Annotated in this window: 19 protein-coding genes; 9 read left to right on the top strand and 10 right to left on the bottom strand. The window is 67.3% G+C overall.

From position 1 onward, the window contains the following. The first annotated feature begins 144 nt into the window (after window positions 1-144). From BAY15_RS08710 to BAY15_RS08690, 5 genes are all read left to right on the top strand, one after another. Window positions 145-471, top strand: a complete 327-nt coding sequence (locus BAY15_RS08710) for a hypothetical protein (RefSeq protein ID WP_068851273.1) — start codon at window positions 145-147, stop codon at window positions 469-471. 44 nt (window positions 472-515) lie between these two features. Beyond that, a complete protein-coding gene (locus BAY15_RS08705) occupies window positions 516-1,553 on the top strand; it encodes an agmatine deiminase family protein (protein ID WP_068851270.1) in 1,038 nt (345 codons plus the stop codon). Between the two features lie 593 nt (window positions 1,554-2,146). Further along, on the top strand, window positions 2,147-3,034 hold the full coding sequence (locus BAY15_RS08700) for a carbon-nitrogen hydrolase (protein WP_068851268.1): 888 nt from the start codon (window positions 2,147-2,149) through the stop codon (window positions 3,032-3,034). Between the two features lie 23 nt (window positions 3,035-3,057). Continuing rightward, window positions 3,058-3,588: a GNAT family N-acetyltransferase gene (locus tag BAY15_RS08695; protein WP_068851265.1), complete on the top strand. Its 531-nt coding sequence runs from the start codon at window positions 3,058-3,060 to the stop codon at window positions 3,586-3,588. Continuing rightward, window positions 3,581-4,816 carry a TraB/GumN family protein gene (locus tag BAY15_RS08690; RefSeq protein ID WP_068851262.1) on the top strand — a complete coding sequence of 412 codons (1,236 nt, stop codon included), beginning with the start codon at window positions 3,581-3,583 and terminating at the stop codon, window positions 4,814-4,816. The genes BAY15_RS08695 and BAY15_RS08690 overlap by 8 nt, the downstream gene beginning before the upstream one ends. Window positions 4,817-4,923: 107 nt before the next feature. On the opposite strand, the gene BAY15_RS08685 is transcribed toward BAY15_RS08690, so the two are convergent. Genes BAY15_RS08685 through BAY15_RS08675 form a run of 3 tightly spaced genes read right to left on the bottom strand, consistent with a single transcriptional unit; the run spans window position 4,924 to window position 12,676 of the window. Then, window positions 4,924-8,019 (bottom strand): efflux RND transporter permease subunit, encoded by a 3,096-nt coding sequence (locus BAY15_RS08685; RefSeq protein ID WP_068851258.1) that lies wholly within the window; start codon window positions 8,017-8,019, stop codon window positions 4,924-4,926. Next, the gene (locus BAY15_RS08680) at window positions 8,016-11,531 is read right to left on the bottom strand and encodes an efflux RND transporter permease subunit (protein ID WP_068851255.1); all 3,516 of its coding nucleotides are present in this window, start codon (window positions 11,529-11,531) and stop codon (window positions 8,016-8,018) included. The genes BAY15_RS08685 and BAY15_RS08680 overlap by 4 nt, the downstream gene beginning before the upstream one ends. Beyond that, complete coding sequence (locus tag BAY15_RS08675; RefSeq protein WP_068851252.1) at window positions 11,528-12,676, bottom strand: efflux RND transporter periplasmic adaptor subunit; 1,149 nt, start codon at window positions 12,674-12,676, stop codon at window positions 11,528-11,530. Before BAY15_RS08675 ends, BAY15_RS08680 begins: the two co-directional genes overlap by 4 nt. Before the next feature lie 206 nt (window positions 12,677-12,882). On the opposite strand from BAY15_RS08675, the gene BAY15_RS08670 reads away from it, so the two are divergent. Further along, entirely contained in the window at window positions 12,883-13,278 is a 396-nt protein-coding gene (locus BAY15_RS08670; RefSeq protein WP_068851249.1) for a c-type cytochrome, read from the top strand. An 8-nt stretch (window positions 13,279-13,286) separates the two neighbouring features. Next, entirely contained in the window at window positions 13,287-13,748 is a 462-nt protein-coding gene (locus BAY15_RS08665) for a c-type cytochrome (RefSeq protein WP_068851246.1), read from the top strand. Window positions 13,749-14,150: 402 nt separating this feature from the next. Here BAY15_RS08665 and BAY15_RS08660 read toward each other — a convergent pair whose 3' ends face one another. Together BAY15_RS08660 and BAY15_RS08655 are read right to left on the bottom strand one after the other, a co-directional pair. After that, the gene (locus tag BAY15_RS08660; RefSeq protein WP_068851243.1) at window positions 14,151-16,031 is read right to left on the bottom strand and encodes an ATP-binding cassette domain-containing protein; all 1,881 of its coding nucleotides are present in this window, start codon (window positions 16,029-16,031) and stop codon (window positions 14,151-14,153) included. Window positions 16,032-16,067: 36 nt separating this feature from the next. After that, a complete protein-coding gene (locus BAY15_RS08655) occupies window positions 16,068-16,970 on the bottom strand; it encodes a LysR family transcriptional regulator (RefSeq protein ID WP_068851240.1) in 903 nt (300 codons plus the stop codon). A 114-nt stretch (window positions 16,971-17,084) separates the two neighbouring features. On the opposite strand from BAY15_RS08655, the gene BAY15_RS08650 reads away from it, so the two are divergent. Further along, window positions 17,085-18,149, top strand: coding sequence for a YeiH family protein (locus tag BAY15_RS08650; protein WP_068851237.1), 1,065 nt, complete (start codon window positions 17,085-17,087; stop codon window positions 18,147-18,149). Window positions 18,150-18,165: 16 nt separating this feature from the next. Beyond that, window positions 18,166-19,542 carry an ATP-dependent RNA helicase DbpA gene (gene dbpA / locus BAY15_RS08645; protein ID WP_068851234.1) on the top strand — a complete coding sequence of 459 codons (1,377 nt, stop codon included), beginning with the start codon at window positions 18,166-18,168 and terminating at the stop codon, window positions 19,540-19,542. Here the strand turns inward: dbpA and BAY15_RS08640 are convergent, their stop codons facing one another. The 5 genes from BAY15_RS08640 to BAY15_RS08620 form a co-directional block, all read right to left on the bottom strand. Then, window positions 19,543-20,079, bottom strand: a complete 537-nt coding sequence (locus tag BAY15_RS08640; RefSeq protein WP_068851231.1) for an adenine phosphoribosyltransferase — start codon at window positions 20,077-20,079, stop codon at window positions 19,543-19,545. It lies immediately after the preceding gene. Between the two features lie 40 nt (window positions 20,080-20,119). Then, window positions 20,120-21,685: a protein adenylyltransferase SelO gene (locus BAY15_RS08635; RefSeq protein WP_068851228.1), complete on the bottom strand. Its 1,566-nt coding sequence runs from the start codon at window positions 21,683-21,685 to the stop codon at window positions 20,120-20,122. A 37-nt stretch (window positions 21,686-21,722) separates the two neighbouring features. Continuing rightward, window positions 21,723-22,415: a glutathione S-transferase family protein gene (locus tag BAY15_RS08630; RefSeq protein WP_068851225.1), complete on the bottom strand. Its 693-nt coding sequence runs from the start codon at window positions 22,413-22,415 to the stop codon at window positions 21,723-21,725. Window positions 22,416-22,518: 103 nt separating this feature from the next. Beyond that, a complete protein-coding gene (locus tag BAY15_RS08625; RefSeq protein ID WP_068851222.1) occupies window positions 22,519-22,728 on the bottom strand; it encodes a cold-shock protein in 210 nt (69 codons plus the stop codon). A gap of 321 nt (window positions 22,729-23,049) precedes the next feature. Beyond that, entirely contained in the window at window positions 23,050-23,934 is an 885-nt protein-coding gene (locus tag BAY15_RS08620; protein ID WP_068851219.1) for a pseudouridine synthase, read from the bottom strand. Between the last annotated feature and the right edge of the window lie 29 nt (window positions 23,935-23,963).

Genomic DNA, 23,963 nt, shown 5'->3' with positions numbered 1-23,963 from the left:
GGGCCGTCGCGGCCACCGGTCGCGACCTGCCTGAATAAAAAGCCGCCTCCGGGCGGTTTTTTATTGCCAATTTTGTTGTAATCGCCGGGTAGGCCACGACCGTCGGTCGTGGTTCCTTTCTTGACCACTGGGGAGTAGATCGAGATGAAGCGTTACCTGACCACACTGCCGTTGCTTGCCCTGCTGGCCTGCGCCAGCGCCCACGCCGACACCCTGTTGATCGACCGCACCAAGGAACAGGTGGCGCCGGTGGTGCCGGTGCGTGGCGAGACCACCAGCCAAGTCCTGAGCCGCTTCGGTGAGCCCAGCGAGAAGCTGGAGCCGCGCGGCGGCCAGAAGCGCCAGTGGCCGACCATCAACCGCTGGGTCTACCCGATGTTCACCGTCTACTTCGAAAAGCAGAAGGTGATCGACGTGGTGGCCAACAAGGCTGACAGCAACGAAGTCGGCCCGAAGCCGCCGATCCGCTGATCCATCAGAACGCCCGCCGCCCGGCGGGCCATCGCACCGAGACCATGAACGATACGCTCCGCTTTCCGGCCGAATGGGAATCCCAGTCCGCCATCCTGATCGCCTGGCCCCACGCCGACACCGACTGGGCCGACCGCCTGGGTGACGTCGAGGACACCTACATCGCGCTGGTCGCGGCCATCACCCGCTTCCAGCCGGTGGTGATCATCGTGGCCGATGACGACCTGGAGGCGTACGCCGACGCGCGCCTGCGCTCCAACCGGATCGACACCGACCGCGTGCGTTTCGTCACCGCGCCGTACGACGACACCTGGCTGCGCGATTCGGGCCCGATCACGCTGCGCCGCGCCGACGGCGGCTTCCGGCTGCTGGACTTCCGCTTCACCGGCTGGGGCGGCAAGTTCGAGGCCAGCCTGGACGACCAGCTGGTGGGCGTGCTGCACGCCGCCAACCTGTTCGCCGACGCGGAGCTGCAGAGCATTCCGTTCGCGCTGGAAGGCGGCGCCATCGAAACCGACGGCGCGGGTACCCTGCTCACCACCTGGAAGTGCCTGCACGAACGCCACCCGGACCGGGATCGTGCGTCGCTGAGCGCGGACATGGCGAGCTGGCTGGCGCAGGATCGGGTGCTGTGGCTGGACCACGGCTACCTGGAAGGCGACGACACCGACGCGCACATCGACACGCTGGCGCGTTTCGCGTCGGTGGACAGCATTGTCTACCAGGCCTGCGATGACGCCAGCGATTCGCACCATGCCGAGCTGCAGGCGATGGGCAACGAACTGGCCGCGCTGCGCACCGCCGACGGCCAGCCGTACCGCCTGTTCCCGCTGCCGTGGGCACGCCCGGTGATCGACGAAGGCCGCCGCCTGGCCGCGTCCTACGCCAATTACCTGATCCTCAACGGCGCGGTGCTGATGCCGGCCTACGGTGACGTGGCTGACGACGCGGCACGCGACGTGCTGGCCCAGGCCTACCCGGACCACGAGATCGTGCAGGTACCCTGCCGCTCGCTGATCTGGCAGAACGGCAGCCTGCACTGCATCACCATGCAGTTGCCGGCTGGGTTGCTGGCGGCGTAACGCGCTTCGGCAATCGTGAGTTTCCCAGGCGCCGGGCTTTGCCCGGCGCTTTTGGTTTTGGGCGAACAGCCGGTGGGCACAGCATGACCTGAGCTGGGTCGGCGGGTGCGGGTTTGCGGGACACGCCGTAAACCCATCCATGGGGGCTTGGCAAAAACATCCATGTTTTTGACAGTCCCGCAAACCCGCCCCCGCCGACCCTCGACGGTGTATTGGTGGCCATGGAAGATCAAATGCCAGATCTCAGAACGAAGACGCAGTCGATGTTGGCTGCGGCCGTTGCTTTCCCCTGGCCTCCGGCCAACCGTCGAAGGCGGGTCGGGGCGGGTTTGCGGGGGTGTGAGCCGCATGGATGCGGCGACCAAGCCCCCATGGATGGGTTCACGGCGTCCCCCGCAAACCCGCACCGTCCCGCCAAGCCTCGGAGCCGCTGCACCAAGGCTGTTCGCCTGGATCCACCAGCAGCCGGGCAACGCCCGGCGACCCGCAAACCCGGCTACTGAAGGCCTTAACAGCACCGGTTTAACAACCAGCACGCCGCACACACCCATCCGCGATAAACTGCGTTTTTCCCCCTGCAGGACCCGCCCCGGATGAGCTCACGCCACACCCTTTCCGTCGCCCTGATCCAGGAGCGCAACCACGGTGACGCGGCCGCCAACCTGGCCGTGATCGAAACGCGCGTGGCTGAAGCGGCTGCCCAGGGTGCCAAGCTGGTCCTGCTGCAGGAACTGCACAACGGCGCGTACTTCTGCCAGCACGAATCGGTGGATGAGTTCGACCTGGCCGAACCGATTCCCGGGCCGAGCACCGAGCGCCTTGGCGCGCTTGCGAAGAAGCATGGCGTGGTGATCGTCGGCTCGCTGTTCGAGCGCCGCGCCGCCGGCCTGTACCACAACACCGCCGTGGTGTTCGAAAAGGACGGCACCCTGCTGGGCAAGTATCGCAAGATGCACATCCCGGACGATCCCGGCTTCTATGAGAAGTTCTACTTCACCCCCGGCGACATCGGCTTCAAGCCGATCGATACCTCGGTGGGTCGCCTTGGCGTGCTCGTCTGCTGGGACCAGTGGTACCCCGAAGCCGCGCGCCTGATGGCGCTGGCCGGTGCCGAACTGCTGCTCTACCCCACCGCCATCGGCTGGGATCCGGATGACCAGAAGGACGAACAGGGCCGCCAGCGCGATGCCTGGGTGCTCAGCCACCGCGGCCATGCCGTGGCCAACGGCGTGCCCGTGCTGAGCTGCAACCGCGTCGGCCACGAGCCGTCGCCGCTCGGTGCCTCCGGCATCCAGTTCTGGGGCAACAGCCACGTGCTGGGCCCGCAGGGTGAGTTCATCGCCGAAGCCGGTGGCGACCCGACCGTACTGGTCTGCGATGTCGACCTGCAGCGCAGCGAACACGTGCGCCGCATCTGGCCGTTCCTGCGCGACCGCCGCATCGACGCCTATGGCGACCTGCTCAAGCGCTACATCGACTGACCTTCCCACAGGAACCCTGCCCCGTGACCGTGCTGCTGCGCGACGCCACCGATGCCGACGTTGCGGCCATCACCGCCATCTATGCGGTGGAAGTAACCGACTTCGTCAACACCTATGAGTACGACGTTCCGGATGCGGCCGAGATGCAGCGGCGCATGCACGACATCGTCGCACGCGGTTTCCCGTACATCGTGGCCGAGGTTGACGGCCACGTGGCCGGCTACGCCTATGCCAACACCTACCGTGGGCGTATCGCCTACCAGTGGACGGTCGAAAACTCCGTCTACGTCGATGCCGCGTTCCAGGGCAAGGGCGTCGGCACCGCGCTGATGCAGGGCCTGATCGACGCCTGCGTCGCGCGTGGCTACCGGCAGATGGTGGCGGTGATCGGCGAACCGACCAACACCGCATCGATCAAGCTGCACGAACGCTTCGGCTTCCACCTGGTCGGCATTTTCCGTGGCCTGGGCCGCAAGCATGGGCGCTGGCTGGATACGGTGCAGATGCAGCGCGCGCTCGGCGACGGTGTCGACAGCGCCCCTTCGAATGAATGATGAAATGACTGAAAACCTGATGGACGACAACGGCGACACCCTGTTCGCCGGCCAGCCCGTGCGCGTGGTCGAGCGCGACGGCGTGCGCTATACCTTGCTGGGCACCGCGCACGTCTCGCAGGCCAGCGTGGAGGTGGTGGAACGGGCCATCAACAGCGGCCGCTTCGATGCGGTCGCGGTGGAGCTGGATCCGCAGCGCCTCCAGGCGCTGACCAATCCCGATGCGTTGGCCAAGCTGGACCTGGTCGAAGTGATCCGCAAGGGCCGCGTGGCGCTGTTCGCCGCCAACCTCGCCCTGGCCGCCTACCAGCGGCGGCTGGCCGAGCAGCTGGGCATCGAGCCCGGTGCCGAGCTCAAGCGCGCAGTCGGCCTGGCCAACGCGCACAACCTGCCGGTGCACCTGATCGACCGCGAAGTGGGCCTGACCTTCAAGCGCGCCTCGCAGCGACTGGGCTTCTTCGGCAAGATCAAACTGGTCATGGGCCTGGGCGCCGGCCTGTTCGCCTCCGACGACGTCGGCGAAGACGAGATCGAGAAGCTCAAGCAGGGTGACATGCTGGAAGCGAGCTTCGGCGAGTTCGCCAGCGAAAGCCCGGCACTGTACGAAACCATCATCGGCGAGCGCGACCGCTACATGGCCACCCGCCTGCGCGAAGTACACGATCCGGCGCAGCGCGAAGTGCTGGCCGTGGTCGGTGCCGGCCACCTGGCCGGGCTGGCGAAATACCTGGAATCGGACACCGAAGCGCCCGGCCCGCTGCGTGCGTCGCTGGAAGACGTGCCGAAGAAGCGCAACATTCCGTGGATCACGCTGACCATCCTGGCAGTGGTGTTGGCCGGTATTGCCGTGGGGTTCTATCGCGGTGGACTGGGCGTGGGCACCGAGCTGCTGGCGGTGTGGGCGATGTACACCGGCGGCTTGGCCGGGTTGGGCTGCCTGCTGGCCGGCAGCCATCCGCTGAGCATCCTTACCGCGATCGTGGTGGCGCCGTTCAAGCCATTCCGCCTGAGCATCCCGACCGGCGCCTTTGCCGCGCTGGTCGAGGCGCGCCTGCGCAAGCCGGCGTACGAGGATTTCCTCAAGCTGCGCGATGACGCGCAGAGCGTGCGCGGCTGGTACCGCAACCGCGTCACCCGGGTGGTGCTGACCTTCATGCTGACCAACCTCGGCAGCATGCTGGGCTTGTGGCTCACCGGCTTCCAGGTCTGGAACAAGGTCGGCGGCTGACGGCGCCGTACCGACCAACGGTCGGTACCTACCCACGTGGATCGGAACGGTAGGTATCGACCGTTGGTCGATGCGAAAAGGGCCACGCATTGCGTGGCCCTTTTCGTTCATGCCGGTTCGATCACCGCATCGCTGCCCTTGGGCGGCAATCCCCTCGCCCGCCGCACGATGCGGGCCACGTTGATGCTCATGTCGTCGAGCATGGCGTAGATGGTCGGCAGGAACAGCAGGCTGACCACGGTGGAGAACGCCAGGCCGCCGGCAATGGCGCGCGCCATCGGGTAGTACGGCGGGCCATCCCCCAGCAGCTGGGTGTCGGTGAGCGAGATCGGGACCATCGCCAGGATCGCCGTGCCCATCGTCATCATGATTGGGCGCAGGCGCTCGCGCGAGCCTTCCACCAGCGCCTGGGTGCGGGCCAGGCCGCGCCGGCGCAGGTTGTTGATGTGCTCGATCATCACGATGCCGTTGTTCACCACCACCCCCATCAGCACCAGGATGCCGATGAAGGACATGATGCCGAACGAGGTACCGGTGAGCCAGAACAACCAGAACACCCCGAAGATCGAGAACAGCACCCCGCTCATGATGGCGGCCGGGAACAGCAGCGATTCGAACACCGCCGCCATCACCACGTAGATCATCACCAGCGCGATGACCAGGTTGAACAGCATCTGCTGCATGGCCTCGTTGTCGTCGCCGAAGTCGCCGCCGTCGAAGGTGAAGTTGTAGCCGGCCGGGAAGCTCATCGGCTTGAGCGTTTCCTCCATCGCCTTGCGGCCTTCCGGCGCCGTCACCTTCTCGGCCAGGTTGGCCTTGATGGTCAGCGTGGTCTGGCGGTTGGTACGGCCGACGCGGGTGGCGGACGGCTTGATGCTGACATCGACCAGGCTCAGCAGCGGTACCGAGCGACCGTCGCCGGTGCGCACGGTGAAGCTGGCCAGGTCTTCCGGGCTGCTCTGTTCGGCACCGGCAAAGCGCACCCACACCGGCACTTCGCTGTCACCGCGACGGAACTCGCGCAGCGGTGCACCGCGCAGCGCCAGGCCGACAAAGCTGGCAACCTGCTCGGCATTGAAGCCGAACGCAGCGGCACGCTCGCGGTCCACATGGATGGACAGCTCGCTACCCTTCTCCCCATTGTCGATGCGTACATCGCGCAGTTCCTTGCGCTGGGCCAGCAACGGCACCACGTCTTCGCCGATCTCCTGCAGCATCTGCGTCGAATCACCCACCAGCTGCACTTCCACGCCCTTGCTGCCACCGCCACCGCCGCCATCGCCGCCCTGGTTGCCGATGATGTAATCGGCCCGCGCCGAGCGCGGCAGTCCCTTGCGCAGCGACTCCTGCACGGCGGCCATGTTGCCCGCGTGCTTGGCGTCCAGCGTCACGATCGTGCTGCTGCCTTCCTGTTCGCTGTACCAGGAATACACCTGGGTGATGTGCAGCTTCTCGCGGTTCTGGTCCAGGTACTGTTCCACCCGCAGGATCTCGTCGGACATCTGCGCGCGGGTGAAGGCCCCCTTCCAGTTGTAGCCGATGAAGACATCGGTGCCACCTTCGCCGCCGAACATGTCGATCTTGGTCAGCTTCATCGGCACCAGGCTGACCAGCACCACCATGATGATGCCGAACACGCTCCAGCCGCGGTGTTCCAGCGTCCATTGCAGCAGCTGGGCATAGCGGCGCTGCAGGCGGGCGATCACGCCGGTCTGCGAGTGCACCAGCTTGGGCGTCTGCATGCGCGCGGACAGCATCGGGATCAGGCTCACCGCCACCAGCCACGAGGCCATCAGCGAGACCGAGATGGTGATCGCGATCTGCGCCATGAAGATGCTGATGTTGTTGGTTTCGCCAAACAGGTTGGGCACGAACACGATGCAGTGGCACAGGGTGCCGGCGCTGAGCGCGATGGCCACGTTGCGGGTGCCGATGATCGAGGCCTGCACCGGTTGGTCGGGCATGCGCTCGCGTTCCTGGTAGATGCTTTCCACCACCACCACGGCGTTGTCCACCAGCATGCCGACCGCCAGCAGCAGGCCCATCATGGTCAGGATGTTGAGGGTCACCCCGACGAAGTACATGAAGCCCAGGGTGATCACGAAACAGATCGGGATCGCCAGGGTCACCATCAGCGTCGACGGCCAATGGCGCAGGAAGAAGAACAGCACCGTCACCGACAGCAGCAGGCCGACCGCGCCGGCTTCGGCCAGCTCCAGCAGCGAGGACGTCACCGTCTTGCCCTGGTTGTCGATCACCTTGATGTTCACATCGCGCATCGACGGCTGCCGGCGGATGGCTTCCACCTCCGCCAGCGCGCCTCGCGAGACTTCCACCAGGTTGGCGCTGCGCTCCTTGTAGATGTCCAGGCCCACCGCCGGATTGCCATCCAGGCGACGGCCGTAGTTCATGCGCGCCGCCTTGAGCCGCACGTCGGCAATGTCGCCCAGGCGCAGGCCCTTCGTATCGATGACCAGGTCGCGCAGTTCCTGCAGATCGGTGATCTCGCCGACCGGCTGGATCCGTACCCGCTGACCGTTGTCGTCGATCTGCCCGGCCGAGATGGAGAAGTTGAGCGTGCGCAGGCGGTCGCTGAGTTCGTTGATGCTCAGGTTGTGCGCGGTCAGGCGATCGGCATCGATCGCGATTTCCACCTCATTCGGTGGCGCGCCGGAGATCTCCACCCGGGCCACGCCGGGAATGCGCTCGATCCGCCGCTTGAACTCGCGGTCGAGCATGTCGTAGGCACCGGTCAGGTCCGATGCACTGGCCAGGCGCACCTTCAATACCGGCTCATCGCTGCTGGACCACTTGAACACGTTGTAGCGCTGCAGGTCATCGGGCAGGTCGCTGCGGATCGCGTCGATGCGCTCGCGCGCGTCGGAGGCGGCGATGGCGATGTCGCGGTCCCAGTCGGTGAACTCGATGAAGATGCTGGCACCTTCGGCGGTCGCCTGGGAACGCATGCGCTTGATCCCGGTCATCGTGGCCAGCGCTTCCTCCGTCGGCCGGATGATGGTGCGCTCCACTTCCTCCGGGGTCGAGCCGGTGTAGGGCACCTGCACGAACAGGAACGGCGCGGAGATGTCCGGCAGCGCCTCCAGTGGCAACCGGAACGAGGCGATCAGGCCCACCACCACCAGTGAGACGAAGCACATGATGGTGGTGATGGGGCGGCGGATGGAGAACTCGGCGATGCTCATGCCGGCTCCTGGGCCGCACTACCGGCGCTGCCGGCATCGGGCGTACCGCGGTGGTGATGGCGGCCACGTTCGCGGTAATAGGCATCGCCACGGCGATCAAGCAGGTCGTACACCACCGGGATCACCAGCAGGGTGAGCAGCGTGGACACCAGCAGGCCGCCGATCACGGTGATCGCCATCGGGGCGCGCACTTCGGCACCCTCGCCCATCGCCACCGCCAGCGGCAGGAAGCCGAACAGCGTGCACAGGGTGGTCATGATGATCGGGCGCAGGCGCGAGCGTGCGCCTTCCACCAGCGCTTCATGCTTGGCCACGCCGGCCTCGCGCAGCTGGTTGACCTTGTCGATCAGGATGATCGCGTTCTTGGTCACCAGCCCCACCAGCAGGATCAGGCCGATGAACACCACCACCGAGATCGGCTTGCCGGTGAGCATCAGCGCCAGGATCGCACCGACCAGCGCCAGCGGGATGGTGAACAGGATGACGAACGGGTGCAGCAGCGATTCGAACTGCGAGGCCATCACCAGATAGACCAGGAAGATCGCCAGGCCGAAGGCGAAGATCAGCGAGCGCGCCGATTCGGCCAGCTCCTCGCCCTGACCACCGATGTGCATGCTGACGCCGGCACCCAGCGGGTCGTTGGCGACCATGTCCTGTACTTCGCGCACCGCGCCGCCCAAGTCGGTGTCGCGCAGGTTGGCCGACACCACCGCCACGCGGGTCTGGTCGGCCCGGTGGATCTCGCTGGGGCCGTTGGTGGCCACCACGTCGGCCACCGCGTCCAGCGTCACCGGGCGCGTGCTGCCCGGGTTGACGATCAACCGGCGGATGCTCTCCACGCTGGCGCGGTCGCCTTCCTGGGCGCGCACCAGCACGTCGATCTTGCGGTCACGGAAGCTGTAGCGCGTGGCCACGTCGCCGCGCACCTTCTTGACCACCACGTCGGCGATCTGCCGCGTGGTCAGGCCCAGCGCACCGGCGCGCTCCTGGTCGAAGCGGATCTGGATTTCCGGGAAGCCCTCTTCCACGGTCGATTTCACGTCGGCGTAGTGCGGGTTGCTGCGCAACCGCGCGGCCAGCGCCTGCCCGGCACGTTCCAGGGTGGCCATGTCCTGCCCGCGCAGCTCCACTTCCAGCGGCGTGGAGAAGCTGAACAGTGCGGGCCGCGCGAAGTCGACCTGCACGCCCGGGTGGTCCTGCATCGAAGCGCGCAGGCGCTCGGTGATGGCCGCCTCGGTCCGGGCACTGCCGCCGTCGGCCATCACCACGGTGAGCTTGCCGATGTTCTCGCCGCTCTCGGTCGGGCTGGCATCCAGCCGCGTGCCGCTGCCGCTCACCCCGTACAGCGAGGTGATGCTGTCTTCCTTGGCGTGGGCCAACTGCAGCTCGCGCACCAGCGCATCGGTCTGCTTCAGCGGCGTGCCGGCCGGCAGCTTTGCGGTCATCTCAAAGCGATCCTGGGCCAGCTGCGGAATCAGGTCCGCGCCCAACATCGGCACCAGCGCGAGCGTGGCCACGAAGGCCAGCGCCGCCATGCCCAGTACCTTGCCCGGGTGGGCCAGTGCGTTCGGCAGCAGGCGCAGGTAACCGCGCTCGGCACCGGCGTACGGCTTCATGGCCAGGTCGCTGGCCTTGCGCATCACCGGGCCGATCACCGCCACCAGCAGGCGCCACACGCGCACGATGGCCCACGCGATGCCGAACACGGTCCAGCGGGCCAGCGCGCCGAAACCGCGGCGGCTGCCGGCGACCGGCTTGAGCCAGCGACGCTGCGGCTGCCATGCGGCATGCGCGGGCTCTTCCGGGAACGCCAGCGGCGGGCGGCCCTTGAGCGAGCTCAGCATCGGGATCAGGGTCATCGCCACCAGCAGCGAGATCGCGATGGCGATCGCCACGGTCAGCGCCTGGTCGCGGAACAGCTGGCCGGCGATGCCGTCGACGAACACCAGCGGCAGGAACACCGCGATGGTGGTCAGGGTAGAGGCGACCACGGCCATGCTGACTTCGCGGGTGCCGGTGATGGCCGCCTGCAGGATGCCCAGGCCGCGTTCGCGCGCCTTGGCGATGCTTTCCAGCACCACGATGGAATCGTCCACCACCAGGCCGGTGGCCAGCGCCAACCCGCCCAGCGACATCACGTTCAAGCTCAGCCCCAGCTGGCCCATGAAGAAGAACGTGGTGATGATCGAGACCGGCAGCGACAGGCTGATCACGAACGTGCTCCAGCCATCGCGCAGGAACAGGAAGATGATCAGGATGGCCAGCAGGCCGCCGATCACCGCATCCTTCTTGACGTCGCTGATGGCGTGCTCGATGAAGCGCGACTGGTCTTCGATGGTGGTCAGTTCGGCATCACCGGGAATCTGCGCCTTGATCTGCTCAAGCTTGGCGCGCAGTGCTTCGGCGGTGGCCACCGTGTTGGCATCGCCTTCCTTGTAGATGGCCAGTTCCACCGCTTCGCGGCCGCCCAGGCGGATGATCGCTTCGCGTTCCTTGAAGCCCTGGCGCACCGTGGCCACGTCCTTCAGCCGCACCGGCACGCCGTTGGCCACCGTGGTGGAGCTGCTGCTGGACGCGCTTTGCGCGGCGGACGCGGCGGCGACCGCGGCATCCGAACCGGTCGAGGCGGCGATGGCGAACATCTGCTGCATGGCAGCGTCGGCGGCACTGCCGTTGCTGCCCTGGGTGGTCACCAGCAGGTTGCGGATGTCTTCCAGGTCGGCGAACTGGTTGACGGTACGCACCAGGAAGCGCTGCGACCCTTCTTCCAGGCGGCCGCCGGAGATGTTGATGTTCTCTTCCTTCAGCCGCTTGATGACGGTATCGATCGGCAGGTTGAGCTGGGCCAGCTTCTGCTGGTCGATGTCGACCTGGATTTCATCTTCCAGGCCGCCGCCCACCTTCACCGCCGCCACGCCGGCCACCGGTTCGAGCTTCTTCTTCAGGTCTTCATCGGCATAGCGGCGCAGCGCGGTGAGCTGGCGCACGGCGTCGGCATCGCTGGCCGGGTCGTCCTTGGCCGCGATCACCAGGCGCATGATCGGCGCGGTGGAGGGATTGAAGCGCAGCAGCACCGGGGCCTTGGCCTCCAGTGGCAGGTTCAGCGCTTCCATCTTGTCGCGCACCTCCAGGCTGGCCTGGTCCATGTTGGTGCCCCAGGCGAACTCCAGCACCACATCGCTCTGCCCGGTGCGCGAGATCGACTTCAGCTTGCGCAGGTTCTTGACCACGCCCACCGCCTCTTCGACCGGTTCGGTGATCAGCGTTTCGATCTCGGTCGGTGCCGCGCCGGTGTATTCGGTGCGCACGGTCAACGTGGGATAGCTCAGGTCCGGCAGCAGGTTGACCTTGAGGTTGCCCAGCGCGATCAGGCCGAACAGCACCAGAGTGATCATGAACATGAAGATGGTGACGCGGCGGCGGGTGGCGAATTCCACCAGGCCGCCACCAGGCGCGGCCGGGCCTTCGCCCGGCTGCGGCTCGTTGCCGTGGTCGTGCCCGGCCGAACTCATTGGCGGGTCTCCGCCTTGGCCGGGGCGGCCTTGCTGGCCACCGCGGTGGCCGGCTTGTCGCCGATCACCTGCACGGCGGTGCCGTCGCGCAGGGCGACCTTGCCGGCCGTCACCACCTTGTCTCCCTCGGCCAGGCCCTCGCGGATCTCCACCCACGGGCCTTCGGCGTAGCCCAGCTTGACCGGCACGCGGGCAACCTTGCCCGCGCGCACGCGGAACACCGCCGGGTCACCGTCGTCGAGCAGCGCCAGGCGCGGCACCACCAGCGCGTCGGCGCGCTGGTCGTAGTCGATGCGGATCCGCCCGAACATGCCCGGCTGCAGGCCGGCGGCATCTTCGCCGAAGCCGCTGACCACGCGGAAGGTGCCGCTGCCGGCGTCGACCACCGGGGAAATACGGTCCACGGTGCCGGGGAAGGATTTACCCGGCAGCGCATCGGCCACCAGGGTCACCGGCTGCCCGGCACGCAGCGTGGCCAGTTCGCGCTCGGGCACGTTGAGCGTGGCTTCCAGCCGCGAGTTGTCGACGATGCGGAAGATCGGCGTATTGATCTGCACGAAGTTGCCGGTCTTGATCGAGCGCGATGCGATCACGCCGGAGATCGGCGCCACCACCGTGGTGTAGGACAGTTCGAGGGTCGCCAGGCGGTACTGCGCGCGCGCGTTTTCCAGGTCGTAGCGCAGCTGGTCGACATCGGCGGCGCTGACCATCTGCTGGCCCACCAGTTTCTGGGCGCGCTGGTAGCTGTTCTCCAGCTTGCGCATCTGCGCTTCACTCTGGGCCACGGCCAGGCGCGCCCGGTCCGGGTCCAGCCGCACCAGCGGCTGCCCGGCGCGGACCTGCTGGCCTTCCTCGACCATCACGGCCAGGGCCACGCCGGACGTTTTTGCCACCACCTGCGATTCGGCGCGCGCTTCCAGCGCGGCGGTGCCGGTGTAGCTGGCGGCGACCGCACGGCGGCTGGCCGCAACGGCCTCCACCGGGACGGCGTCGGGGGCTTTTTCGGCCTTGGGATCCTTCTCGGCCGCCGCGGCATCGCCGGCAGGGCCACCGGCGCCGCAACCGCCCAGCAGCAGGGTCGTAGTGATCAGCAGCGCCGCGGCGCAGGTTCCGGTGCGGCCGGGCAGAAGAGAGATTCGCAACATCGTCGTGTCCCTGAAGGATGCGTGAGCAGGTGTGGTAGCAAAGTAATGCACCACGTCACGACAACACCATATCCCAAAGGTCATGGTGACCTGCGACCACTCGTCGGCATTGCCCGGTTTCAGCTAGATGAAAACGCAGGCTATACTCGGGACAGTTCCGTACCCCACGCCGGAACGACCAGAACCCGTATACCGGAAACGACATCATGCGCCCGCAGCCGCTCGCCGCTTGTCTTGCTCTGGCCGTCCTCCTGCCCTTCGGGGTTGCCGTCCAGGCCGCACCTGCTCCTGCCGTACCCGCGCCACCCGCCGCTGCCCCGGCAGCCGCACCCGCCGCCCCGCCTGCCCTGACCGGCAGCTTCGACAATGGCCGCGTGCTGGCCTACACCTGCCAGGGGTGCCACGGCATCACCGGCTACAAGAACGCGTACCCCAGCTACCGGGTGCCCAAGATCGGTGGGCAGACCCAGCAGTACCTCAGCCAGGCGCTGAGCGAGTACCGCCAGGGCAAACGCCGGCATCCCACGATGCAGGCGCAGTCCATGAGTTTCTCTGAACAGGAGATCGCCGATCTCGCTGTTTACCTGTCCACCGTCAAATAAGCGCGCTCATGACGAAAGCCACGCCCTTCAAGCGTCACGCCATCGCCCTGTCCGTTGCCCTGCTGCTGGCTGCCTGTTCGCAGTCGCAGGTGGAAAACAGCGCAGATTCCGCCGCCGACCCGGGCCACGCCAGTGGCGAGCACGGGTCAGGCTCCTCCGCCGGCCTGCCGGCGGGCCGCATCGCCGCCGGTGAAGCGCGGGCCAAGGTCAAGGGCAAGGCGACCGGGCAGAGCTGCATCGACTGCCACGGCGCCGACGGCAACCAGCCGATCGACCCGACCTACCCGAAGCTGGGTGGGCAGTACGGCGATTACCTGGCCCACGCCCTGCAGGCCTACCGCGCCGGGGACCGCCAGCATCCGCTGATGACCGGACAGGCCACCGACCTGAGCGACCAGGACATTGCCGACCTGGCCGCGTATTTCGGTTCGCGGCCGAGCCAGTTGCGGGATCTGCACGGGCTGAAGTAGAGCCACGCCCTGCGTGGCTGCTCTCCGTTCCGGGATCATGAACGCCGGACGGAGGGTTTCGGTCGGGTTTGAACGCCGGCAGGATATTGAGCGCGTGTCGATCACGCGCCGGGATGGTTTGCCGCGCTGCGCGCGGTCGCCGACTGACAGTCGGCGCTACGAATTGCTGGCGATCGCATGACGATTTGGATACGTCCGGAACGAACGCATGACGATCCGGATGCGTCCGGAACAAACGCATGACGATCCGGATGCGTCCGGAACAAACGCATGACGATCCGGATGCGTCCGGAACGAACGCATGACGATCCGGATGCGTCCGGAACGAACGCACGACGATCCGGATGCGCCAGCCCCGGTAGCGCCGACTGTTAGTCGGCTGCCTTTACCCGGGGACGCGCGTCAGGAATCCAGCTCTTCCCACCGCTTGTACGCCGCATCCAGCTCAGCCTGCACCGCCCCCAGCTTCTGGGTGTGTGCGGCCATGTCCGGCGCGCTGCGCTGGTAGAACGCGGGATCGTTCATCGCGGCGGTCAGGCCTTCGACATCCTTTTCCAGCGTTTCGATCTTCAACGGCAGCTGCTCCAGCTCGCGCTGGTCCTTGAAGCTGAGCTTGCGCCTGGGTGTCGCCGGTGCCGCCGCTGCCGGCGCGGCAGCCGGCCTGGCCGCAGGCACCGACGCCGCGGCCGTTGCCGCTTCCACGCGTGCCGCATGCCGTTGCCAGTCGGTGTAGCCCCCCACGTACTCGCCGACCACGCCATCGCCTTCCATCACCATCGTGGAGGTCACCACGTTGTCGAGGAAGTCGCGGTCATGGCTGACCAGCAGCAGCGTGCCGGTGTAATCACCAAGCAGCTCTTCGAGCAGCTCCAGCGTTTCCACGTCGAGATCGTTGGTCGGTTCGTCCATCACCAGCAGGTTGGAGGGCTGCGCGAACAGCTTGGCCAGCAGCAGCCGGTTGCGCTCGCCACCGGACAGCCGGGTGATCGGCGCGCGCGCACGCTCTGGCGTGAACAGGAAATCCTGCAGGTACGCATGCACGTGCTTGCGTTTGCCGTTGACCTCGAGGAAATCGCGGCCTTCGGCCACGTTCTCGATCGCGGTCCAGTCCTCGCGCAGCACCGAACGGTACTGGTCGAAATACGCGATCTGCAGGTTGGTGCCGGCGCGCACTTCGCCGCTGTCCGGCGCCAGGTCGCCCAGCAGCAGCTTGAGCAGCGTGGTCTTGCCGCTGCCGTTGGGACCGATCAGGCCGATCCGGTCGCCGCGCAGGATGGTGGTGCTGAAATCCTTGACCATCACCCGCTCGCCGAACGCGAACGAAATGTCCTTGACGTCGATGACCTTCTTGCCGGAATTCTCCGCCTGCGAGGCTTCCATGCGCACGTTGCCGCCGAGTTCACGGCGCTGCGAACGCTCGCTGCGCATCGCCTTCAGGCGGCGCACGCGGCCTTCGTCGCGGGTGCGGCGGGCCTTGATGCCCTGGCGGATCCAGACTTCTTCCTGTGCCAGCATCTTGTCGAAGCGCGCGTTTTCCTGTGCCTGCGCGTTCAAGCGCTCTTCGCGGCGGCGTTCGTAGTTGGCCCAGTCGCCCGGCCAGCTGGTGACCTGGCCGCGATCGATCTCAACGATGCGGGTGGCCAGCGCACGCAGGAAGCGGCGGTCATGGGTGACGAACACCACGCTGCCGTTCCAGTTCTTGAGGAACATTTCCAGCCAGTCGATGGCTTCGATGTCCAGGTGGTTGGTCGGTTCGTCCAGCAGCAGCAGGTCCGGCGCGGACACCAGCGCGCGGCCGAGCAGCACGCGGCGCTTCATGCCGCCGGACAGGCGCGCGAATTCGGCATCGCCGTCCAGGTCGAGCTTGGTCAGCGTTTCGCTCACACGCTGGTCCAGTCCCCAGCCGTTGGCGGCATCGATCTTGGCCTGCACCGCCGACAGCGCATCGCCATCGAACTCGTCGGCCACGCTGAGGTGGTGGAATTCGGCCAGCCACTGGCCCAGCTCGCCCAGGCCATCGGCGACCACGTCGAACACGCTGCCGGCCGCGCCGTGCGGCACTTCCTGCTCCAGCCGGGTGATGCGCACCCCCTGCTGCACGCGCACTTCTCCGTCGTCGGGCTTGTGGTCGCCGGACAGCAGCTTGAGCAGGGTGGATTTGCCGGCGCCGTTGCGGCCGATCAGGGCGATGCGTTCGCCCGGCTCGATCGACAGTTCGGCTTTTTCCAGCAACAGCGGGCCGCCGACGCTGAAGTCGACGTTTTGCAGAGTAATCAGAGGCATCCCGCCATTGTACGGGCTGGCGGCCTGCGGCGTCGCTCAGCCGGACGCAAAAGCGGATGCCGGCAGCCCCAGCAGCGTGGCCAGTTCCGCCGGCACCCGCTTGCCCGGGTGGCGCACCACCCACAGCTGGCGCGACAGGGGCGGCAGCGGGGTCTGCAGGACCCGCAGGCTGCCCAGCGCGACCAGGTCGGCCACTGCGTGCCGCGACAGGCAGGCCAGGCCCAGCCCCGCCGCCGCCGCCTGCTTTATCGCCTCGGTGCTGCCCAGCTGCATGGCGCGCCCGAAGTGGTGCAGGTGCGGCAGCAGGGCCTGTTCAACCGCCTCGCGGGTGCCCGAACCGGGCTCGCGCAGCAGCCAGCGCGCCGCGGCCAGTGACGCGACATCCACCGCATCCGGCAACGGCGAGGCGGCCGCCGCCACGATGACCAGGGCATCGCGCTGCCAGGGCAGCACTTCCAGGCCGCTTTCGTGGCACGGTCCTTCGATCACGCCCAGGTCGACCTCCAACCGCTGCACCGCCGCCACCACGTCGGCGCTGTTGCCGATCCGCAGGTCCACCTGGGCCTGCGGATTGGCCGCCAGCAACGAAGCCACCCGGGTCGGCAGCAGGTAATTGCCGATGGTGGTGCTCGCGCCTATCCGCAAATGCAGGGCCAGTGTGCCGGCCGCGTGCGACTGCCCTGCCCCGGCCTGCTGTTCCAGCTCCCTCGCCGCCACCAGCAGCGCGCGGGCCGGGTCAAGCAACGCGCGTCCGGTGGCGTTGAGCACCAGCCGGCGCCCGATCCGGTCAAACAGCGGTGCGGGAAGCTGCCCCTCCAGTTCGTTGAGGGCGGCGCTGGTGGCCGACTGCGACAGCTGGAGCTGGGCGCCGGCCGCAGCGGTGGATCCGGCATCGGCCACGCTCACGAAAACCTGCCATTGGCGCAGCGTCAGACGCATCGTGGCGTAACCTTCTTTATAGGTTGATTTGACACAAACAATGCGTTTTACCAATTGAAAGGTCAAGGGCACGCTGTAGCCGTGTTTCGACGAGAGCGAATCGTGAGCATTTCAATGGCGAGCGCCCCCATCGCGGGTGCATTCCAACGCTGGCGCCGCCGGGTGCCCGGCCTGCTGCTGACCACCGGCCTTGCGGCGGCGGGCATCGGCCTGTCCTCCCTGCCATGGCTGCAGGCGCACGGCATCAGTGCACTCACCCTGGCCATCGTGCTGGGCATCGCACTGGGCAACACCGTGTACCCGCACCTGGCCGCATCGTCGGCAGATGGCGTGGGCTTCGCCAAGCACTGGCTGCTGCGCGCCGGCATCGTCCTGTACGGCATGCGCCTGACCTTCCAGGACATCGGCCAGGTCGGCGCAGGCGGCGTGCTGATTGACGCACTGGTACTGACCAGCACCTTCGGGCTGGCGTGGTGGGCCGGCACCCGCTGGCTGGGGATCGACCGCGATTCCGCGATGCTGATCGGCGCCGGCAGCGCGATCTGCGGGGCGGCCGCAGTGATGGCCGCCGAGCCGGTGGTACGTGGCCGCGCCGAACAGGCCACCGTGGCGGTGTCGACCGTGGTGGTGTTCGGCACACTGGCGATGTTCCTGTATCCGGCGCTGTACCAGCTGAACCTGGAACACGACTGGCTGGCGCTGGGCGAACAGGCCTATGGGGTGTTCACCGGGTCGACGGTGCATGAAGTGGCCCAGGTGGTGGCGGCCGGGCGCGCGGTCAGCGAAGGCGCCGCCGATACCGCCGTGATCGCCAAGATGGTGCGCGTGATGATGCTCGCCCCGTTCCTGGTGGCGCTGTCGCTGCTGCTGGCCCGCGGCCATGCGACGCAGCCCGGCACGGCGCGGGCGAAGATCGTGGTGCCCTGGTTTGCGTTCGGTTTCGTGGCGGTGGCGGGCATCAACTCTCTGCACCTGCTGCCGCCCGCCGTGGTCGGCGCGGCCATCGACCTGGATACCGTGCTGCTGGCCATGGCGATGGCCGCGCTGGGCCTGACCACCCACGTGTCCGCCCTGCGCCGGGCGGGGCCGAAGCCACTGCTGCTGGCACTGCTGCTGTTTGCATGGCTGCTCGTTGGTGGGTTGGGGATCAACCTGGCGGTTCACTGGCTGATCGGCTGAGCGGGTAGAATGTGGCATGAACGAATTCTCCGAACTGCCCCTGTCGGCCTCGCTGGCGGCGGGCATCGACGCGCTGGGCTATACCCAGATGACTCCCGTGCAGGCGCAGGCGCTGCCCGCCATCCTCGCCCGTCGCGACCTGATCGCCCAGGCGCCCACCGGCAGCGGCAAGACCGCGGCCTTCGGACTGGGGCTGCTGCAGGCGCTGGACCCGGCGGTGATCCGCGCGCAGGCGCTGGTACTGTGCCCCACCCGCGAACTGGCCGACCAGGTCGGCAAGCAGATCCGCAAGCTGGCCACCGGCATTCCCAACCTCAAGCTGGTGGTCCTGACCGGCGGCATGCCGCTTGCGCCGCAGCTGGCGTCGCTGGAAGCGCACGACCCGCACGTGGTGGTCGGCACGCCCGGCCGCATCCAGGAACTGGGCCGCAAGCGCGCCCTGAAGCTGGGCGGGGTGACCACGCTGGTGCTGGACGAAGCCGACCGCATGCTCGACATGGGCTTTGAAGAACCGATCCGCGAAATCGCAGGGCGCACCAGCAAGGACCGCCAGACGCTGCTGTTCTCGGCCACCTACCCCGACGAGATCCGCGAGATCGCGCGCGTGCTGCTGCGCGATCCGGTGGAAGTGACCGTGGAAGGCGCCGACCACGCCCCGGCGATCCGCCACCTGTTCTGCGAAGTGGACCTGGCCAGCAAGCAGAAGGCGCTGGCCGGCCTGCTGCTGAAGTACACGCCGGAATCGACCGTGGTGTTCTGCAACACCCGCCGCGACGTGGATGACGTGGCCGTATCGCTGCAGCAGTTCGGCTTCTCCGCGTTGCCGCTGCATGGCGAAATGGAACAGCGCGACCGTGACGAAGTGCTGGTGCGCTTCGCCAACCGCAGCTGCAACGTGCTGGTGGCCAGCGACGTGGCCGCGCGCGGGCTGGACGTGCAGGACCTGGCGGCGGTGATCAATTACGAGCTGCCCACCGACATTGAAACCTACGAACACCGCGTGGGCCGCACCGGCCGCGCCGGCGCCACCGGGCTGGCGATCAGCCTGGTGACCCACCGCGAGCGCAACCGCGCCGACGCGCTGGAAGCGGCGCAGGGCAAGCCGTTGGACTGGCAGAAGACCCCGCTGGCCACCGCGCGCCCGGCGGTCCTGCCGCAAGCGGCGATGGAAACGCTGCGCATCGACGGCGGCAAGACCGACAAGCTGCGTCCCGGCGACATCCTGGGTGCATTGACCGGCGATGCCGGGCTGTCGGCCAAGGTGATCGGCAAGATCGACATCTACGCCACCCGTTCCTACGTGGCGATCGCCCGCGAACACGTGGGCAAGGCCATCGCCCGCCTGGAAGCGGGCAAGATCAAGGGCCGGCGTTTCCGCGTGCGGAAGATGTAATCAGTACACCAGGTTCGCGACCAGCGGCACATCGCTGGTCCAGCGTTCGCGGCCGCCGAGGCCGGCCAGTTCGACCAGCACGGCGGCGCCGAGCACCTCGACCTGCAGCTGCCTGGCCAGCGACAGCGCGGCCAGCAGCGTGCCGCCGGTGGCGAGCACATCGTCCACCACCAGCACGCGCGCGCCCGGCGGCAATGCATCGGCGTGCACTTCGATGCTGTCGGTGCGGTATTCCAGCGTGTAGTCCTGCTTCAGCGTGCGACCGGGCAGCTTGCCCGGCTTGCGCACGGGCACGAAGCCCACGCCCAGTACGCGGGCCATCGCCGCGCCGAGGATGAAGCCGCGCGACTCGATGCCCATCACCGCATCCAGCCGTGCCTCGCGCCACGGCGCGACCATCGCGTCGATGGCAGCGGCGAAATCATCGCCATCGGCCAGCAGCGGCATGATGTCCTTGAACAGGATGCCCGGCTTGGGGAAATCAGCGACGTCGCGCAGGCGGCCGGCCCAGGCGGGCGTGGCGGGAAGATCGGTCATGGCGGGAGACAACGAATGGGTGGCATAGGGTAACCCGGCCTCATGAACTGCAGGACAGCATCGAGCAGCCGGCTTTGTTGCGCGCCCACTCCGGCCGCTTGGCCGCGTAGTGTTCACGCCCGGGCTGGACCTCATACGGACGACGCAGCACTTCCTGCAGCGTGTGCACGCCACTGAGGTCGCCCTGCCCCGCCAGCTCGATGGCTTCCTGCGCAAGCCAGTTGCGCAGCACGTACAGCGGATTGGCCGCGGACATGCGCTGCCGGCGCTGCACGGAGTCAAGGGCGTCCGCCTGCAGCCTGGTCGCATACCGATGCAACCACTGCTGGAGCGCAGGCAGCACGGCCTCACGTCGTGCCTCGCTGTAGAACGCCTCTTCCAGTACGGCGAGCCGGGGCGCCTGCGGATCGAGGTCGATCAGGCCACGGAACGCGAGCGTCATGTCCATCTCGCCATCGTGCAGGAGGGTCAGCCAATCGGCCATCAATGCCAGGTCCGCATCCTGGCACTCGGCAAGGCCCAGCTTGGCGGCAATGTCGTCACGCTCGCAGCGCGCATGCACGGCCTGGAAACGCGCCAGGCCGTCGTGCAGCGGGGCCACGTCCTCGAACAGCGGCGACAGCGCCTGCGCCAGCCGGGTCAGGTTCCAGTACGCCACCTGCGGCTGGGTGCCGAAGCGGTAACGGCGACCCTGCGCATCGGTGGTGTTGGGGGTCCAGTCCGGATCGTAGTCGTCCACCCAGCCATACGGACCGTAATCGATGGTGAGGCCGAGGATGGACAGGTTGTCGGTGTTCATCACCCCGTGCACGAAGCCGACCCGCATCCAGTGCGCCACCAGCTCCGCCGTGCGCTCGCAGACCTGCGCGAACCAGGCGGCGTACCGTTGTTCGCCGGCATCGTCCAGTTCGGGAAAATCGCGCGCGATGCACAGGTTTACCAGCTGCCGCAGCAACGCCACGTCACCGCGCGACGCCGGCAGCTCGAAGCTGCCAAAGCGCAGGAACGAGGGCGCCACCCGGCACACCACCGCACCCGGTTCCGCTTCGGGATGGCCGTCGTAGAACATGTCGCGCACCACGCTGTCACCCGTGGCCACCAGGCTCAGCGCGCGCGTGGTCGGCACGCCCAGGTGATGCATTGCTTCGCTGCAGAGGAATTCGCGGATCGACGAGCGCAACACGGCACGACCATCGGCCCCGCGCGAATAAGGTGTGCGCCCTGCCCCCTTCAGCTGCAGCTCCCAGCGCGCACCCTCCGGCGCCAGCAGCTCGCCCAGTGAAATGGCACGGCCGTCGCCCAGCTGGCCGGCCCAGTGCCCGAACTGGTGCCCGCCATAGTTGGCGGCCCAGGGCTGCATGCCGTCATACAGGGCGTTGCCGCCGAACACGCGGGCAAAATCCGGGCTGTCCAGCAGATCCTGGCCCAGGCCCAACTGCTCCGCGAGTTCAGGTGAGTACGCCAGCAGCCTGGGCGCGGCTACCGGCGTGGGCATCACTGCCGACCACGCCGCGCCGCGCACCTCGCGCACGCGGGGGCCGGTTTCGTCGTCGCCGGGCAGCTCCCGGATGAATCGGTTGTCGAAGCGCAGCGGTTCAGTGCTCATCACGACAAGGTGGGGGCGTCGGAACGCCCCCGCAAGCTCAGGCCGCGCCCGCGCCCAGGTCGAGCGGGCCACCGCGCTCCACGGCACGCTGGAACGCGGGGCGCTGTGCGATCCGGGCCAGGAATGCCTGCAGCTTGGGGTAGCGCTCCATGCTGCCGGCGCGCGAGGCCGCGGCCTGGATCGGGAAGCTCATCTGGATGTCGGCGGCGGTGAAGCGCTCACCCGCGAACCAGGGCGAGCTGGCCAGTTCGCGCTCCATCCAGTCCAGGTGCAGCTTCAACTGCGGGCCAACGAAGCCCTTCATCACCTTGTCGGCGATTCCGCGTGCGATGGGTTTGGCAAAGAACGGCATCGGCGCCTTGCGTACCCGCGCGAACACCAGGCTCATCAGCAGCGGTGGCATCGCCGACCCTTCCGCGTAATGCATCCAGTAGCGGTAGCGCACGCGCTCGGCGGCCTGCGCCGGCATCGGCTCGGGCGACAGCTGGCGGCCACTGTCGTAGCGGTCAGCGAGGTATTCCAGGATCGCGCCGGATTCGGCCAGGACCAGGGTGTCGTCCTGCAGCACCGGGGACTTGCCCAGCGGGTGGATGTCGCGCAACGCCTGCGGGGCCAGCCAGGTTTTCGGGTCACGCTGGTAGGTAACCAGCTGGTACGGCAGGTTCAGCTCTTCAAGCATCCACAGCACGCGCTGTGAGCGCGAGTGGTCCAGATGGTGCACCTTGATCATCGGCAGGTCCGCAGGGGGGCAAACGCCCATGCTACCCGCAATAAAAAACGCCGGAAGCTTTCGCTTCCGGCGTTTATTGGCACCTTGCGGTGGCAGGAGCCTATTAGGCGGCCTGCACCTGGTCAGCCTGCATGCCCTTCTGGCCCTGCACGGCGACGAAGGTCACCTTCTGGCCTTCCTGCAGCGACTTGAAGCCGGTGCCCTGGATGGCACGGAAGTGCACGAACAGGTCCGGGCCGCTTTCCGGGGTGATGAAGCCGAAGCCCTTGGCATCGTTGAACCACTTGACGGTACCGCTCTGACGATCAGACATGTAACTAACTCCTGAAACATAAGTTGAAATAATCGCGACCACCGGATTTCCGGAGCCGAGACTGAGTTGCAGGCGTTGGTAAAGCGGATCGATGAGCGGATCGTGAGATCAACCGCATCAGGCCACGATTCACGGTGACCCTAGCAAACACAGTGTGGGGGACGATACGCGTCTTTTACCGAAAAAGCGATAGCTGGGTTATTCAGCCACCTCCCCCCTCCCGCCTGACAGGACAAGGGATTGGGGAATCCTACACGAATTCCGACACCCTATTCATGTATTTACCGCCTTAATTTCAGCCAAACGGCAGGCCCACCGGCCCTAAAGGTTCAGCCCGCTGCTGAACTGTCTGGACTCGCCGTTCAGCGGGTCCTCGAACGCGAGGCCCTTCGCCAGCAGTTGAAGCGCAGGTGCGGCAGCGCCCTGCCCGGCCGGGTTCAGTTCCGGATACAGGTCATCCCCGCAGATCGGCGCCCCCAACGCGGCCATATGCACCCGCAGCTGGTGCTTGCGGCCGGTCTCTGGAAGCAGGCGATAGCGCCAGAACGGGCCCGCCGCGTCGATCACCTCCACCCGGGTCCGCGCATTCGGCTCGCCCGGGGCCTCGGTCATGCGGAAGAACGGCTCGCCCGGCACCAGCCGGCTGTGCCGCTCCAGCGGAAACGCCAGCCCGGGCAGTCCCGGCGCGAGGGCCTCATAGGTCTTCACGATGCGCCGCTCACGGAACAACCGCTGGTACGCATCGCGCGTCTCAGGGCGAGTAGAGAACAGCACCAGACCCGCCGTCAGCCGGTCCAGCCTATGCAACGGCACCAGGTTGGGATTGCCGGTCCGGGCCACCAGCCGCGCCAGCAGGGTCTGCTGCACGTACCCGCCGGCCGGGGTGACAGGTAGGAAATGCGGCTTGTCGGCCACAAGCAGGTGCGCGTCGACATGCACGATGGCCTCCTGGTGCGGAATCACCGGCTCGTCCGCCACCTCACGGAAGTAGTGGATCTCCAGCCCCACCTGCCAGGGGTGGTCGGCCGCCAGCGCCCTGCCCTGCGCATCGCGCACCCGGCCGCGGGCGAACCGGTCCTGCCATTGGCCACGGTCGATGCGCGGGAATCGCGCGCACAGCCCATCCAACAGGCAGCGCCAGTCGCCCGGGGGCAGCTGCAGGCGGCTGGCGGCAACGTGGCCGGTAATCGGATCGGACGGGTGCATAGCCCACGCATTATCATGGTGCTCTTTGT

Origin of the sequence: Stenotrophomonas rhizophila (assembly GCF_001704155.1) — a bacterium.
GTDB classification, from domain to species: domain Bacteria; phylum Pseudomonadota; class Gammaproteobacteria; order Xanthomonadales; family Xanthomonadaceae; genus Stenotrophomonas; species Stenotrophomonas rhizophila_A.
This window is presented reverse-complemented; position numbering and strand designations above follow the sequence as displayed.